Source organism: Streptomyces sp. NPDC091972 (assembly GCF_044756385.1).
Lineage (GTDB): Bacteria > Actinomycetota > Actinomycetes > Streptomycetales > Streptomycetaceae > Streptomyces.
This window is the reverse complement of the sequence record NZ_JBIVSV010000006.1, coordinates 209,734-224,414: the sequence shown is the minus strand read 5'-3', so window position 1 is coordinate 224,414 and position 14,681 is coordinate 209,734. Positions and strand designations below refer to the sequence as shown.

The following is a 14,681-nucleotide window of genomic DNA, read 5'->3' as shown; positions in this document are numbered from 1 at the left end:
CGGGGTGCCAACGGGCCCTCGCTCATGCGCGCAGCTGCGCCTCGACGAGGTCGGCGGCCCTGCGGGTGCCGCCCTCCCGCGCCATCCCCGCCTGCACCTCCTTGAGCCGACGGGCCACCTCGGGGTCGTCGACGAGCGCGAGGGCGGCCTCCCGCAGCGCCTCGGCGGTCGCCTCCGCGGTGTCGATCCGGCGGGCGACCCCGAGGCCCTGGAGCATGTCGGCGTTGCCGAACTGGTCCACGGCCTGCGGTACGGCGATCATCGGGGTGGCGGTCGCCAGTCCCTCCTGGCTGCCGCCCGCTCCGGCGTGCGTGACGAACAGGTCGGCCTGCCTGAGCACCGCCAACTGCGGTACCCAGGAGTGCACTTCCACGTTGTCCCGTACGGTGCCCAGCTCCGCCGGGTCGACGTGCCTGCCGATCTGGAGCACGAGGTGCCAGCCGGGCAGGTCGCCGAAGGCCCTGATGCACTCCTTGTAGAAGTCGGGGCGCTTGGTGAAGGAGGAGCCGAGGGAGACGAGAACCACCTTCTCCGCTCCGGCCGGCCGCACCCACTCCCCCTGCGCACTCCGGTCCCCCTGGCAGGCCCCGACGAAGGTGTACACGCTCTCGTCGACCCGGTCGGCGTGGGGCTGGAGCGCCCTGGGGATCAGGACCAGGGAGCGGTCGGGGCGGCCGACGAAGGTGTCAGGGTGCAGGTCGATGCCGTTCTCCCGCAGCCAGCCCTGGAAGCGGGCGTAGTAGGCCTGCCCGCGTGCGGTGCTCTTCGGTCCGGCCCACATCGGCTCGGCGACCTCCTCCTCGTAGCCCTGCCAGGCGACGAGGTTCGGCGAGAGGGAGATCGCGGGCACCCCCCAGCGGTGGGCGAGGACGCGGGCCGGGTAGGCGGTGATGTCGTGCAGGACGAGGTCGGGTTCGTCGCCGTCGTACGCCTCGGCGAGCTGCGGCAGGGCCTGCATCGCGTCGGCGAGGAAGAGCTCCACGTGGTCGAGCAGTTCGGTGCCCCAGGCCGACGGGTCGTCGTCGGGGCCGGGGAGCGTCGAGTGCCACGGCTTCACCTCGGCCCCGGTCTCGGCGACCTTGTCGGCGAACAGGGGCGGGACGGCGTAGGTGACCCGGTGCCCGCGCGCCACGAGCTCGCGGATCACCTCGAGGCTGGGGTTGACGTGGCCGTGGGCGGCGATGGAGAACATGGCGATGTGCGAGGTCATGACGCACAGGCTGCACGAGACGATACGTCTCGTGCAACCGTATTTCGGCACGCCCCGCCCCTCGCTCAGCGCTGGTAGCGGGCCAGCACCAGGTTGCCGTCGTCCTCCAGCCGTTCACGCAGTTCGTCCAGGCCGATCGCCCCGCTGTAGTACTCCTGGAAGGCGGGGGTGGCGATCTTGTCCTTCCACTCCGGGTAGCCACGGACGGACTGCGCGGGCGCCGGCCGGAGGTGGGGGGCGAGCGCCGTCCCCGTCGCCCAGCCGTCCTCGGCGGTGCGCAGGGCGGGGTCCTTCAGCGCCTCGGTCCCGGTGGGCAGCATCCAGTCCCCCAGGGCCAGCCGGACCATGTTCCGCGGCCGGAGGAGGAAGTCGATGAACGCGACGGCCTCCTCCTTGTGCGGGCTGTCCTCGGCGACGGACAGGGTCTGCGGGCTGACGCCCTGGGTGAGCCCGTCGGCGCCGGCCGGGGCGGGCAGCACCTGCCAGCGGAAGCCCTTCGGTGCCTGCTGGGCGATCTGCTGGCGGTAGGAGAAGCCGAGCGGGACCATCGCGTACCGGCCGCCGAAGAAGCCGGGCAGGGTGTCGGAGCCTCCGCTGCCGAGCGTGGTGGGCGAGGCGCTGCGGTCGGTGTTCGCCTGGTCGTGGATGGTGCGGGGCACGGTCTCGTCGGCCTTCTCGAAGCGGATGGCCACCTTGCCGTCGGCGTCGCGGTGGAAGAGCTGTCCGCCCGCCGACAGGGACAGGTTGAGGGTCGCGGAGACGGGCTCCTTGAGCGGCCAGGCAACGCCGTACTTGCCGGCGCCGCTGAGCTGCTCGGTGATCCGACGGAACTCCGGCCAGCTCCAGGGGTGTTCAGGCGTCGGGACGCGGACGCCGGACTCCCTCAGCCAGTCGGCGTTGGCGACGAGGACCCGCGGCTCCTGGAGGAAGGGCACGCCGTAGACGCCGTCGCCGAAGGTGGCGGTGTCCCAGCTCCGCCGCGGGATGTCCGACTTCAGCCGTGCGGGGAGCAGGTCGCCGAGGTCGGCGAGATAGCCGCCGTAGGCGAAGTCCGCGAGGTCGTCGGAGGCGTCGTGGATGATGTCCGGCGCCTCGCCGCCCTCGAAGGAGGTGAGCAGCTGGTCGTGGACGCTGTCCCAACTCCCCTGCACGTACTCGACCCTGACGTCCGGATGGGTGGCGTTCCACTCCTTCACGAGTTCCTGGTTGGCCTCGACGGACTCCTCCTGCCAGGCGAGGGACTGGAAGCGCAGGGTGACACGGCCGTCCTCGGACGGACTCGTGCCGGTGCATCCGGCCAGGAGCAGGAGAAGGAGGGCCCCCGCGATCCGGTGTGCGCGCATCAGCTCTTCACCGCCCCGGTCAACATGCCTCCCGTGATACGGCGTTGGATGATCGCGAAGACGACCAGCGAGGGCAGGGTGGCGAGGAAGGCGGCCGCCGCGAGAGGTCCGAGGTCGGCGACGCCCTCCGCGCCGATGAAGTGGGTGAGCACGACCGGCAGGGTCTGCTTGTCCGCGGTCTTCAGCAGCACCAGCGCGAAGAAGAACTCGTTCCACGCCGTGATGAACGCGAACAGGGCAGTCGCCACGATCCCCGGGGCGAGCAGCGGCGCCGTCACCGACACCAGGGTCCGCAGGCGCCCGGCCCCGTCGACGGCGGCCGCGTCCTCCAGCTCGGCCGGCACCGCACGGACGTATCCGACGAGCATCCACAGGGCGAACGGCAGCGCCCACACGACGTACACCAGCACGAGTCCCGCGAGGGAGTTGATCAGCCGCAGGTTCTTCAGCACCAGGAACAGCGGGATGATCACCAGCACGAGCGGGAACGCCTGGCTGACCACCACCCAGCCGGTGACCGCCTTCGTGAGGCGAGTGCGGTGGCGGGCCGTGACGTAGGCGAGCGGCGTCGCGATCAGCACGGCGATCACCGCGGCGGCGAACGCGGCGAGCAGGGAGTTCCCGGCGGCGCGCAGCAGGGGCTGTTCGTCGAAGGCCTGGCGGAAGTTGTCGAGGGTGGGGTCCCTGGGGATCCAGGTGGGGTGCAGACTGCCCAGTTCCCGCGGGGACTTGAAGGCGGTGGAGACGAGCCAGAGGAACGGGAAGGCGAGGAAGACGAGATAGCCGAGGAGGGCCGCGTACTGGCCGACGCGGCCGGCGGTGCCGGTCCTCATGCCCGGTCACCTCCCCCCAGCCGGCCGACGAGGAAGAGGGCGAGGAGGACGGAGACGACGGCGACCATCACACAGCCCATCGCGGCCGCGTACCCGAACTGGCCGTAGCGGAAGGCCTCCTCGTAGGCGAAGAGCATGGGCAGACGGGTGCGGCCGCCGGGCCCGCCGCTGGTCAGCACGTACACCAGGGCGAAGGAGTTGAAGTTCCAGATGAAGTTGAGCGCGGTGATCGCGAGCGCCACCGGCCTGAGGGCGGGCCAGGTGACCGTGCGGAATCTGCGCCAGGCGCCCGCGCCGTCCATCGCGGCCGCCTCGTGGAGTTCGCGCGGGGTGTTCTGGAGACCGGCGAGCAGGGTGACCGTGGTCTGCGGCATCCCGGCCCAGACGCCGACGACGATCACGGCGGGCAGGGCGGTGGACAGACCGCTCAGCCAGTCCCGGCCGTCGCCGAGGCCCAGGGTGCGCAGGGTCTCGTTGAGGACACCGGCGTCCGGGTTGTAGACGAGCCGCCACATGACGCCGACGACGACCTCGGGCATGGCCCACGGGATGATCGCGAGGGCGCGGGCGAGCCAGCGCAGCTTGAGGTCCTGGTTCAGCAGCAGGGCGAGGCCGAGCGCCAGCAGGAACTGCGGCACGGTCACGCCGACCGCCCACACCAGGCCGATCCGGAACGACTCCCAGAACAGCGTGTCGTGCAGCAGGTCCTGGAAGTTGAGGCCGCCGATCCACTGCGTGGCCCGGGTGCGGCCCGACTGGGCGTCGGTGAAGGCGAGCAGGATCCCGTACAGCAGGGGTCCCACGCTCAGCACCAGGATCGGGATCAGCGCGGGCAGCACCAGGAACCAGATCCCGCCGCCGGAAGCACGCCGGTCCCCCTCGGCGCCGGGTGCGCCCCGCGCCGACCGCTCCGTTGCGGTCACCAAGGTCACGTCATCGACTCCTTCAGGCGGCTCGTGACGATCCGGCCCTCCTGGCCTGGGCCTCCGTCATGGTCGTGAAGGGGGTATGCGCCGTCAAGGCAGCGTGCGCACGGGCCCACCTGTGGGAATGCGAGACTGGCCGGGCGATGGCGCGAAGTCGACGCCGTTCGCGGTGGCACTGCACGGGCATGCGGGACAGGTCAGGACCGGGAGGGGCGGACGGATGAACGAGGCACGGGCGCGGGACGTACTGGCCGCGGCGGGACTGCCGGCGGGGTCGGCCGAGCTGCTCGCCCTCGGCGAGAACGCCGTGTTCGCCGCCGGTGACCTGGTCGTCAAGGTGGGCCGTGACGCCGAGCTCCTCGACCGGGCGCGCCGGGAACTGGACATCGCGGTGTGGCTGGAGGAGGCGGGGGTGCCGGCGGTGCGGGCGGCCGAGCCGAAGGCGCGGTCGGTCGAGGGACATCCGGTGACGCTCTGGCACCGGCTCCCCGACGCCGTACGGCCTGCCGAGGCGCGGGATCTGGCCGAACTGCTGCGGGTGGTGCACGCCCTGCCCTCGCCGTCCTTCGCGCTGCCGCCCCGGGAGCTGCTGGGCGGTGTCGAGCGGTGGCTGCGGCTCGCGGGCGGGGCGATCGACCCCGCCGACGCGGCCTACCTGCGTGAGCGGCGGGACGGCTTCGCGGCGGCCGCGGCCGCGCTGACCCCTCATCTGCCGCCGGGGCCGATCCACGGGGACGCGCTGCCCCGCAATGTGCACGTGGGGCCGGACGGGCCGGTCCTCGTCGACCTGGAGACGTTCTCCTCCGATCTGCGGGAGCACGACCTCGTGGTGATGGCTCTGTCCCGGGACCGGTACGGGATGCCCGCGGCGGCCTACGACTCGTTCACCTCGGTCTACGGCTGGGACGTGCGGGAGTGGGAGGGGTGCGCGGTGCTGCGGGGGGCCCGGGAGACGGCCAGCTGTGCGTGGGTCGCGCAGCACGCACCGACCAACCCGAAGGCACTGGCCGAGTTCGAGCGGCGGGTCGCCTCGCTGCGGGACGGCGATGAGACGGTGCGCTGGTACCCGTTCTGACCCGAGGGCGGGTGCAGGCCCGCCGCGACCGGTCGCGCCCACGCGGCGGAGCCGCGCATCGGTGCGGTCCCGCGCCCCCTGGTCAGTCGTCCGCGCCCTGAATGGCCTGCGCCGCGGACTTCAGTTCCGTCAGAACCGTGCGCACCGCCCTCCTAGCCGTCCTCTCCGGCCGGTACAGGGCGTCGATGTGGCGTCTCGCCCGTACTCCGCTCAAGGGTCTCAGGACCAGCGCCGGGTGGCGGCGCATCGTCCAGCGGGGCATCAGCGCCAGGCCGCCGCCGGCCGCCACCGCCTCCGCGGCCACCGCGAACTCGTTGATGCGGTGGGCCAGGTGCAGGCGGTGGCCGGCCGCCGCCGCGATCGCCTCGACGGTGGCCATGACCGGGAAACCGTCGTGGACGGTGATCCAGGGTTCGCCGGCCACGTCCGCCGGGGTCACCCGGCGCCTCGCCGCCAGCGGGTGCCGGCGGGCATGGCCACGTCCAGCGGCTCCCGCAGGAGCGTCGTGGCCGTCACCGTGGGCGGCCAGGCGGGGGCGTGGTCGAGGCGGTGGGCCAGGACGATGTCGTACTCGCGGGTGAGGCGGGGGAAGTCCTCCTGCGGAACGTCCTCGTCGGCGAGCCTGGGCACCGGGCTGCCGGGGGCGGCGAGGGCGCGCAGCAGCAGCGGGAAGAAGGCCGAGCCCGCGCTGTGGAAGGCCGCCACCGAGACCTCGGCGTCGGGCCGGTCCACGAACTCCTCGACCGTGTGCCGGGCCCGGGCCAGCGCCGTCTCCACCTCGACGGCCGCGCCCGCCAGCGCCTGCCCGGCGTCCGTGAGCACCAGCCGCCGGCCGTCGCGCTCGGTCAACGGCACCCTCACCGACCGCTGCAACAGCCTGAGCTGCTGCGAGATCGCCGACGGAGTCACCAGCAGGGCCTCGGCGACCGCCGTGACACTGCCCAGCTCGCCGAGCTCCCGCAGGATCCGGAGCTGTCGTTCGTCCATCACCACAGTGTAGGAGTACTAAAAGATCGTTGAAGAAAGTGGTTCTGGGCTTCAGAGACGGAGAGGTGCAGGGTGGGTGGGTGTCCGACGCCCGCCGTACCGACCTGGTACTCCTGCTGGTCGCGATCGTCTGGGGTTCGAGTTATCTCTCCGCCCAGACCGCGACCTCCGCCCTCCCCGTCCTGCTGGTCCTCTTCACCCGCTACGCCCTGTCCGCGCTCGCCTGCCTCGGAGTCGTCGCCTCCCCCGGGCGGGGGCCGCGCCGGTGGACCCGTGCGGAACTGCGGGCGGGGGTGCCCCTGGGCCTGACCCAGGCCGCCGTCCTGCTCGTCGAGACCTACGGCGTCGCCCACACCAGCGCCGCCAACGCGGGGCTCATCATCAGCCTGACCATCGTCCTCACCCCCCTCCTCGACCGCACCGGGCACCCGGGCGGTCTGCCGCCCGCGTTCTACGCGGCCGCCGGTGTGTGCGTCCTGGCCGTCGGACTCCTCATGGCGGGCAACGGCTTCCACGCGCCCCGCCTCGGCGACCTGCTGATGCTGGGGGCCGCCGTCGTCCGGGCCGGCCATGTCGCCCTAGTCGGCCGGCTCACCGCCGGCCGGGCGGTACGGCCGCTGCACCTCACCACCGTGCAGACCCTCGTCGGCACCGTCCTGTTCCTCCCCCTGGCCGCCAGCGACCTTCCGGCCCTGGCCCGCGCCAACGCGGCGACCTGGACGCAACTGCTCTATCTCGCCCTGTTCTGCAGCGTGTTCGCCTTCCTCGCCCAGACCTGGGCGGTGCAGCGCACCTCGGCCAGCCGGGCCAGTCTGCTGCTGGGCACCGAACCGATCTGGGCCGCGGCGGCGGGAGTCGCCCTGGGCGGCGAGCACTTCACCGCCCTGACCGGACTCGGGGCGGTCATGATGATCACCGGCACCTACTGGGGACAGTCCGTGGAACGCGCCCACCGCACAACCGCCCTGCCCCGCACCGCAGTCCAGACCACCGAAGAGGACACCCGATGCCCGGCGACGACACCTACGACACCTACGACCGTCTGATCTCCCTGCTCGACACCTCCGCCGTCGGCTACGAGCTGATCGACCACGCGCCCGAGGGCACCACCGACGCCGTGTGCGCGCTGCGCGGGCACCCCGCCTCCGAGGCCGCGAAGTGCATCGTGCTCAGGGTCAAGGTGGACCGCCGGACCACCCGGCATGTCCTCGCGGTCGTGCCCGGCGACCGGCGGGTGGACCTGGACGCGGTCCGGGCGCTGTTCGCCGCGCGCTACGTCGGGTTCAGCGACGCGGAGACCGCCGAGCGGCTGGCCCGCGCGGTCCCCGGCACGGTGCTGCCGTTCAGCTTCCATCCCGAACTGGAGGTCGTCGCCGATCCGGAGGTCGTGAAGCAGCCCCGGCTGTACTTCAACGCCGCGCGGCTCGACCGGTCGCTGCGCATGTCGGGGCCCGACTACGAGCGGTTGGCGAAGCCGCGGGTGGAGGCTGTCGCGAGCCCTCCGCTCCCGGATGTGCTGCCGGATGTGCTGCCGGGGTGAGATGCCCTGGGGGGCGCCCTCTCAGACCGTCTCGTCGGCCGGTTCCCGCAGCGGCCAGGTGCCGTCGACCACCGCCGTCGCATCGCCCTTGCGGCGCAGGAAGTCCTGGAAGTCCGCCGCCCACTCGGCGTACCACTCGATCTGACGGCGGTGCAGGTCCGCCGGGCCCAGCCCCGCGACCTTGGGGTGCCGGACGGCTATCGCGCAGGCCAGCTTGGCCGCGGCCAGGGCGTCCGCGCCGGCGTCGTGGGCGGTGTCGAGGGCGATGCCGTACTCCGTGCAGACCGCTTCGAGGTTGCGCTTGCCGCGGCGGTAGCGGTCCACCGAGCGGTCGATGGTGTAGGGGTCGATGACCGGTGCGGGGTCGAGACCGCCCAGGCGCTCGCGCAGCGAAGGCAGGCCGTACCGGCGCAGTTCGGCGGAGAGCAGGCTCAGGTCGAAGGCGGCGTTGTAGGCGACCACGGGGACGCCTGTCTTCCAGTAGGTCGCGAGGACGTCCGCGACGGCGTCGGCGACCTGGTCGGCGGGGCGGCCCTCGGCGGCCGCCCGCTCATTGCTGATGCCGTGCACCGCCACGGCGTCCGCCGGGATCTCCATGCCCGGGTCCGCCAGCCACTCCCGGCGCCCCAGCGGCTGCCCGTCCCTGACCTCGATCACGGCGGCCGTGACGATGCGCGCCTCGCGCGGATCGGTGCCGGTGGTCTCCAGGTCGAAACCGATCAGCAGCTCTCGGTGCCAGCCCATGGGCGGTCCCCCTCCTCGGTGGTGCTTTCCCCCAGTGGTCTCCACCTTCCCATGCGCCACTGACAATCAGAGGACCGCGTTCCGCTTGGCGCCCGCACGAGGGGACGTTCAGGACACCGGTCGCGAATCCGCCCAGTTCGTCTCGAACTCCTCGCGGTAGGTCGGGAAGAGGCCGCTGTCGTCCATGTCGCCCGCCTTGACCACCCGGCCGCCGTTGCGCAGCACGAGGACCGGTGCCTCCATCCCCCGCGACCGGCGCAGATAGGACTGCACGACCGCGATGCCGTCCGAGCCGTCGCCGTCCACGAGGTAGGCCGTGAAGCGCGGGGTGTCGTCGTAGACCTGGATCTCGAAGGCGCCCGGGTCGCGCAGCCGGGACCGCACCCGGCGCATGTGCAGGATGTTCATCTCGACGGCGCGGCTCAACTCGCCGCGCTTCATGCCCAGTTCCCGCTCACGCCGCTTGACCGCGCTGGAGGCCGGGTTCAGGAACAGCAGCCGCACCCGGCAGCCCGCCTCGGCCAGGCGCACCAGGCGGCGCCCGGAGAAGTTCTGCACGAGGAGGTTGAGGCCGATGCCGACGGCGTCGAGGCGACGGGCACCGCCGAAGATGTCCTCGGCGGGGAACTGGCGCAGCAGCCGCACCCGGTCGGGGTGCACGGCGACCACGTCGGCGTACCGGTCGCCGACCAGGTCCTCGACCGCGTCGACGGGCAGCCTGCGCGCGGACGGCACGTCGCCCCCGGCGCCGAGCATCTCGAGCAGCTTGGCGGAGGCGCGCTCGGCCTGGCCGAGGACCGCCTCGGACAGGGCCCGGTTGCGGGAGACGACGTTGCGGGTCACCTCCAGCTCGTCCAGGGCCAGTTCGACGTCCCGGCGGTCGTCGAAGTAGGGCTCGAAGCACGGCCAGTGCTGCACCATCAGCTCGCGCAGCTGGGGCAGGGTGAGGAAGCTGAGGACGTTGTCGTCGGCGGGGTCGAGCAGATAGCCCTTGCGGCGGCTGACCTCGCGGACCGCGACCGCGCGCTGCACCCACTCCTGTCCGGCGGGGCCGGCGGCCGCGACCACCCAGTCGTCGTGGCCGTGGACGGGTTCGTAGATGGGACGCAGAACAGCGGCCACGACGGCCCGCAGCCGCTGTTCGACGAGGTTCAGCCAGATGTAGGCCCGGCCGGCCCGCTGTGCGCGCGTCCGTACCTCGCGCCAGGCGTCGGCGTCCCAGTCCAGCTCCGGCCCGATCGTCGCTCCCGCGTCCATCGGCCGGGCCAGGGACACCGTGCCGGGCGGGGCGTCTGGGGAGTTCCCCTCGTGACCCTCGTCACCAGGGGGCAACTCCAGCCCTCCCGAGCCCACCCGCGCACCGCCTTCCGCTCCCCCGAGCACTCCCCTTGCCAACGATCAAGGAAGGGTACTCCGGGAGCGGTCGGCGGTGCAGCCGGATGGACAGGGTCAATCTCAACTACCCCATTCCCAGTGCCCGTTCTGCCCCGCGAGCTCGGCCGGAGTGAGCGGATTCATAGCCGTGACGTCTCTGGGGGCGATGGAGAATCCCTGCCAGTGCACGGGCATGGGCTGCTGGTCCTCGTCCCGGGCGATGTGGTGGAAGCCCACGTTCATCCAGACGACGGGGTGCGTGAGGGACTGGCCGTTGACCCACTTGTCGACGGACTTGCCCGCGCCGGTCCCGCAGTCGCCGGTGTTGTTGCTGGCGAACTGCTCGCACGGGTTGTACTCGGTGAAGTACACGTCGTGCTTGGTGAAGGAGCGGCCCGGGTACTTGGTGCTGGGCCCCGGGACGATCTCGTACGACCGCGGGTGCCAGTCCTTGTTCTTGCCGACCGCGCTGACCATGCGCCACCAGCGGTAGCTCTTGGAGTCGCCCGCGAGTTCCTTGGTGACCGGGGTGCGGGTGGTCTTGACGGTCGCCGCCTGCTGGCCCTGGGCGGCCGCGGTGACCGTCGAGTCGTACTGCTCGACCCGGTTCTTGGAGGAGCCGTCGAGGGCGAAGTCCAGGCGCCAGAAGGCGTTGTGGCTGTGGCTGGTGGCCTGGGCGCGGGGGCCCTTGCCGATGGGCCAGCCGCGGCCGTCGCCGGCGTCGTAGTCCTCGTAGGAGAGGCTGCCGGTCGCACCGAGGTTCATGGTGATGGTGCCGTCGTCCGAGAAGCGCCACTCGGTCATGTACTCGTACCAGCCGACCTGGTTGACCGAGTAGACGAGCAGGTCCTTGCCCTGGGCCTGGTAGACCTTGTTCGCGCTGTCGCCCTGCATGCGGTAGGCGTGGCCGCGGGAACGGGTCGTCGTGCACAGGCCGTTGACGTCCGCGTGGTCCGGGTCCCAGGAGTCCGGGACCTTGACCTTCTTGATGGTGCCGCCGGGGCACTCGCCCGGGTCCAGGTTCATCAGGCCCTGCGCGAAGCCGAAGCCCGTCAGGTCGTCGTACTCGACGCTGCCGTCGTCGTAGGGCACGTGGATCTGGCCGAGCCGGGCGCTGTTGAGGACCTTGATCGCCTTGGCCTCGCCCTTGGGCTGGTAGGAGATGTCCTCCAGGACCATGCCGGCCTTGCTGTCGTAGCGCCAGCACATCCGCCAGGTCGTGCCGCTGGCGAGCTTCTGCTCGATCTTGTAGGCGGCGCTGCACTCGGCCGCGGCCGCGGCGGCCCTCGGCTGGGCGGCGGCCGGTCCCGCGGCGGTCGTGACACCGACGGCCAGCGCGGCCACGGACACGCCGATGGCCGCGTGCCTGCGCGCGCGGCTGATTCTGTTGACACGCATGAAGAAAAGACTCCCTTGCGGAAGGAGCAGGTGGGAAAAGTGGACGGAAGGGGACCGATCAGCTTTCGAGCTTGGCGACCTTGCGGGCGCTCAGATCGATCACGAAGGCCCTGGCGTCGATCCAGGGGCCGTTCTTCACCTTCGGGAACAGCCGCACGCAGCGGTGCTCACCGCACTTGTCGAGCACGGCGGGCTGCCCGCCCGGGACGGCCCGGTACACGGCGCCGGTGAGCAGGAACTGGTTCGGGTCGGTGAGTTCCTTGCCGGTGGCGTCCTTGTAGTCGGCCTTCAGGTCCGCGCCGAGCGGGTCGGCGATCAGCAGGCTCGCGGCCTCGGTGTACTCGGCGCTGCTCAGCGGCGGCTGGACGCCGTGCTGGGTGCCGGTCGCGACGACCTTGCCGCTGTCGAGGTCGACGGTCCTGGTGACGAGGGTGTCGTCCCGGTAGTCGTAGAACGTGACGTTCGCGCGCCGGGGCGCGTCCGGGTCGTCCAGTTCGCCGGCCCTGGGGTCGGCGAGGTCGACGGTGAGGCGTTCGGGGCCGCGGTCGCCCTCGACGTCCTCACTGGTGTCGCGCAGCTGCGGGTTCACGGCGATCTGCTCGACCCGCTCGATCTCGTCGTCGGTGAGCGGGTCGCGGCCCTTGCCCTTGTCACCCTCGGCGGCCGGCGCCTGTTCGACGACGCCGGGCGCCACCGCCCCGTCCGCGCCCTGGCCCGCCTGTGCCACGGACCGGCCCGAGGCCGCCTTGCCGCCCCCCGTGTCGTCCGCCCCCGCCGTGCCCGGCAGGGTGATCCCGACCATCACGGCGGTCCCGGCCACCGCGATCGCCGCACCTGCCACCACCTTCCCGAGGTGGCGGTGCACTATCTTGCGCACATCTTCCCCCTACTCCCCGGGCATGTCCGGGAGTATGTGTCTGCCCCAATTTGTTCGGCACAGAACGTCGCTGTGGTCGCCCTGTGCACCGGTCGATCGGTAAGAGGGACGTAAGTCATAGGTGGTTCCATCACTTTCGGGGACACTCGGGGCCTAGGGGCCCCACGCGGCGCGGGACAGCTGAAAGAGTCGTTTCATGCAGGTCTGGCCTGGAGAGGCGTATCCACTCGGTGCCACGTACGACGGCGCCGGTACCAACTTCGCGGTCTTCACGGAGGCGGCGAACCGAGTAGAGCTGTGTCTGTTGCACGACGACGGCTCGGAAACGGCGGTGGAACTGCGCGAGAGCGACGCGTTCGTCCGACACGCGTATCTGCCCGGCGTGATGCCGGGACAGCGCTACGGCTTCCGCGCGCACGGCCCGTACGCTCCTGAACGCGGTCTGCGCTGCAATTCGTCGAAGCTGCTGCTCGACCCGTACGCGCGCGCGATCAGCGGTTCGATCCGCTGGGGCGAGGAGGTGTACGGCTACCACTTCGACTCGCCCGACAAGCGCAACGACCTCGACTCGGCGCCGCACACCATGACGTCGGTCGTGGTCAACCCGTACTTCGACTGGGGCGACGACCGGCGCCCGCGGATCGGGTACCACGAGACGGTGATCTACGAGGCGCACGTCAAGGGCCTCACCATGCGGCACCCGGGGCTCCCCGAGGAGCTGCGCGGCACCTACGCCGCCCTCGCGCACCCCGCGATCATCGAACACCTGGTCGAGCTCGGCGTCACCACCCTGGAGCTGATGCCGGTCCACCAGTTCGTGAACGACCACCGTCTGGTCGACATGGGCCTGAACAACTACTGGGGCTACAACACGATCGGTTTCTTCGCCCCGCACAACGCGTACGCCTCCTGGGGCGACCGCGGCCAGCAGGTCCTGGAGTTCAAGTCGGCGGTCCGGGCGCTGCACGAGGCCGGGATCGAGGTCATCCTGGACGTCGTCTACAACCACACCGCCGAGGGCAACCACCTGGGCCCGACGCTGTCCTTCAAGGGGCTCGACAATCCGTCGTACTACCGCCTCACGGACGACCCCCGGTACTACATGGACACCACCGGCACCGGGAACTCCCTGCTGATGCGGTCCCCGCACGTCCTCCAGCTGATCATGGACTCGCTCCGGTACTGGGTCACCGAGATGCACGTCGACGGCTTCCGCTTCGACCTCGCGGCCACCCTGGCCCGGCAGTTCCACGAGGTGGACCGGCTGTCGTCGTTCTTCGACCTGGTCCAGCAGGACCCCGTGGTCTCCCAGGTGAAGCTGATCGCCGAGCCGTGGGACGTCGGCGAGGGCGGCTACCAGGTGGGCAACTTCCCGCCGCTGTGGACCGAGTGGAACGGCAAGTACCGCGACACCGTACGGGACCTGTGGCGGGGCGAGCCGCGCGCGCTCGCGGAGTTCGCGTCCCGGCTGACCGGTTCCTCCGACCTCTACCAGGACGACGGCCGGCGCCCGCTGGCCTCGATCAACTTCGTCACCTGCCACGACGGGTTCACCCTGCACGACCTCGTCTCGTACAACGACAAGCACAACGAGGCCAACGGCGAGGACAACCGTGACGGCGAGAGCCACAACCGATCATGGAACTGCGGGGCCGAGGGCGAGACCGACGACCCCGCGGTGCGGGAGCTGCGCGCCCGCCAGATGCGCAACTTCATCGCCACGCTGATGCTGTCCCAGGGCGTGCCCATGATCAGTCACGGCGACGAGGTCGCGCGCACCCAGCGCGGCAACAACAACGCCTACTGCCAGGACAGCGAGCTGGCCTGGGTGCAGTGGCCGGAGGAGATCGGCGACGAGGCCACGGGGCTCGGCGCCGAGCTGCTGGCCTTCACGCGCGCGATGGTGTGGCTGCGCAAGGACCACCCGGTCTTCCGGCGCCGCCGCTTCTTCCACGGACGGCCCGTGGAGGGCACCCACGACGAGCTGTCGGACATCGCCTGGTTCACCCCCCAGGGCAAGGAGATGACCCAGCGCGACTGGGACCGGGCGCAGGCCTCGGCGCTGACCGTCTTCCTCAACGGCAACGCCATCTCCGAGCCCGGCACCCGCGGCGAACGCATCACCGACGACTCGTTCCTCCTGATGTTCAACGCCTCCCCCAAGACGCTCGACTTCGTGGTCCCGGTCAACCACGGCCGGCAGTGGGAGGTCGTCGTCGACACCGCCCGCCCGGACGGGGTGCCGCCGGGCACGGGGGCGAAGGTGCAGGCCGGGGACCGGCTGACGCTGGTGGACCGCAGCATGACGGTGTTGCAGCGGCCCGTGTAGCCGGGGTGTGTCCGTGCGCCGGTGGGTGGGTGCGCGGGCGTGGAG

The 14,681-nt window shown here is 71.5% G+C and carries 11 protein-coding genes and 2 pseudogenes; 4 read left to right on the top strand and 9 right to left on the bottom strand.

Translation table 11 applies throughout. The features are described 5' to 3' along the window. Window positions 1–22 precede the first annotated feature (22 nt). From mgt to ACIQJT_RS19975, 4 genes and pseudogenes are all read right to left on the bottom strand, one after another. Window positions 23–1,253: pseudogene (mgt, locus tag ACIQJT_RS19990) on the bottom strand (macrolide-inactivating glycosyltransferase). A gap of 22 nt (window positions 1,254–1,275) precedes the next feature. After that, entirely contained in the window at window positions 1,276–2,553 is a 1,278-nt protein-coding gene (locus ACIQJT_RS19985) for an ABC transporter substrate-binding protein (protein ID WP_402645155.1), read from the bottom strand. After that, window positions 2,553–3,386 (bottom strand): carbohydrate ABC transporter permease, encoded by an 834-nt coding sequence (locus tag ACIQJT_RS19980; RefSeq protein WP_402645152.1) that lies wholly within the window; start codon window positions 3,384–3,386, stop codon window positions 2,553–2,555. Before ACIQJT_RS19980 ends, ACIQJT_RS19985 begins: the two co-directional genes overlap by 1 nt. Continuing rightward, window positions 3,383–4,318: a sugar ABC transporter permease gene (locus ACIQJT_RS19975; RefSeq protein WP_365457049.1), complete on the bottom strand. Its 936-nt coding sequence runs from the start codon at window positions 4,316–4,318 to the stop codon at window positions 3,383–3,385. Before ACIQJT_RS19975 ends, ACIQJT_RS19980 begins: the two co-directional genes overlap by 4 nt. Before the next feature lie 214 nt (window positions 4,319–4,532). On the opposite strand from ACIQJT_RS19975, the gene ACIQJT_RS19970 reads away from it, so the two are divergent. Further along, window positions 4,533–5,387 (top strand): phosphotransferase enzyme family protein, encoded by an 855-nt coding sequence (locus ACIQJT_RS19970; protein WP_402645148.1) that lies wholly within the window; start codon window positions 4,533–4,535, stop codon window positions 5,385–5,387. Between the two features lie 82 nt (window positions 5,388–5,469). Here the strand turns inward: ACIQJT_RS19970 and ACIQJT_RS19965 are convergent. After that, window positions 5,470–6,374: pseudogene (locus tag ACIQJT_RS19965) on the bottom strand (LysR family transcriptional regulator). Between the two features lie 80 nt (window positions 6,375–6,454). Between ACIQJT_RS19965 and ACIQJT_RS19960 the strand changes: the two are divergent. Continuing rightward, on the top strand, window positions 6,455–7,420 hold the full coding sequence (locus ACIQJT_RS19960; protein WP_402645146.1) for a DMT family transporter: 966 nt from the start codon (window positions 6,455–6,457) through the stop codon (window positions 7,418–7,420). Then, window positions 7,381–7,914: a YbaK/EbsC family protein gene (locus tag ACIQJT_RS19955; RefSeq protein ID WP_365457037.1), complete on the top strand. Its 534-nt coding sequence runs from the start codon at window positions 7,381–7,383 to the stop codon at window positions 7,912–7,914. Before ACIQJT_RS19960 ends, ACIQJT_RS19955 begins: the two co-directional genes overlap by 40 nt. A 21-nt stretch (window positions 7,915–7,935) precedes the next feature. On the opposite strand, the gene ACIQJT_RS19950 is transcribed toward ACIQJT_RS19955, so the two are convergent. The 4 genes from ACIQJT_RS19950 to ACIQJT_RS19935 all read right to left on the bottom strand — a co-directional run bounded on the left by ACIQJT_RS19950 (window position 7,936) and on the right by ACIQJT_RS19935 (window position 12,307). Further along, window positions 7,936–8,658: a 3'-5' exonuclease gene (locus ACIQJT_RS19950; RefSeq protein ID WP_365457034.1), complete on the bottom strand. Its 723-nt coding sequence runs from the start codon at window positions 8,656–8,658 to the stop codon at window positions 7,936–7,938. 108 nt (window positions 8,659–8,766) lie between these two features. Further along, a complete protein-coding gene (locus tag ACIQJT_RS19945) occupies window positions 8,767–10,041 on the bottom strand; it encodes an SAV2148 family HEPN domain-containing protein (RefSeq protein ID WP_365457229.1) in 1,275 nt (424 codons plus the stop codon). Between the two features lie 72 nt (window positions 10,042–10,113). Continuing rightward, complete coding sequence (locus ACIQJT_RS19940; RefSeq protein ID WP_365457031.1) at window positions 10,114–11,430, bottom strand: copper amine oxidase; 1,317 nt, start codon at window positions 11,428–11,430, stop codon at window positions 10,114–10,116. 58 nt (window positions 11,431–11,488) lie between these two features. Next, on the bottom strand, window positions 11,489–12,307 hold the full coding sequence (locus ACIQJT_RS19935) for a Tat pathway signal sequence domain protein (RefSeq protein WP_365457028.1): 819 nt from the start codon (window positions 12,305–12,307) through the stop codon (window positions 11,489–11,491). A gap of 196 nt (window positions 12,308–12,503) precedes the next feature. Between ACIQJT_RS19935 and glgX the strand changes: the two genes are divergently transcribed. Continuing rightward, window positions 12,504–14,636: a glycogen debranching protein GlgX gene (gene glgX / locus ACIQJT_RS19930; protein WP_365457026.1), complete on the top strand. Its 2,133-nt coding sequence runs from the start codon at window positions 12,504–12,506 to the stop codon at window positions 14,634–14,636. Window positions 14,637–14,681 lie beyond the last annotated feature (45 nt).

Coding starts and splice junctions, on each gene's coding strand:
- ACIQJT_RS19970 (WP_402645148.1), top strand. CDS start 4,533: ATGAACGAGGCACGGGCGCGGGACGTACTGGCCGCGGCGGGACTGCCG.
- ACIQJT_RS19940 (WP_365457031.1), bottom strand. CDS start 11,430: ATGCGTGTCAACAGAATCAGCCGCGCGCGCAGGCACGCGGCCATCGGC.
- glgX (WP_365457026.1), top strand. CDS start 12,504: ATGCAGGTCTGGCCTGGAGAGGCGTATCCACTCGGTGCCACGTACGAC.
- ACIQJT_RS19985 (WP_402645155.1), bottom strand. CDS start 2,553: ATGCGCGCACACCGGATCGCGGGGGCCCTCCTTCTCCTGCTCCTGGCC.
- ACIQJT_RS19980 (WP_402645152.1), bottom strand. CDS start 3,386: ATGAGGACCGGCACCGCCGGCCGCGTCGGCCAGTACGCGGCCCTCCTC.
- ACIQJT_RS19955 (WP_365457037.1), top strand. CDS start 7,381: ATGCCCGGCGACGACACCTACGACACCTACGACCGTCTGATCTCCCTG.
- ACIQJT_RS19950 (WP_365457034.1), bottom strand. CDS start 8,658: ATGGGCTGGCACCGAGAGCTGCTGATCGGTTTCGACCTGGAGACCACC.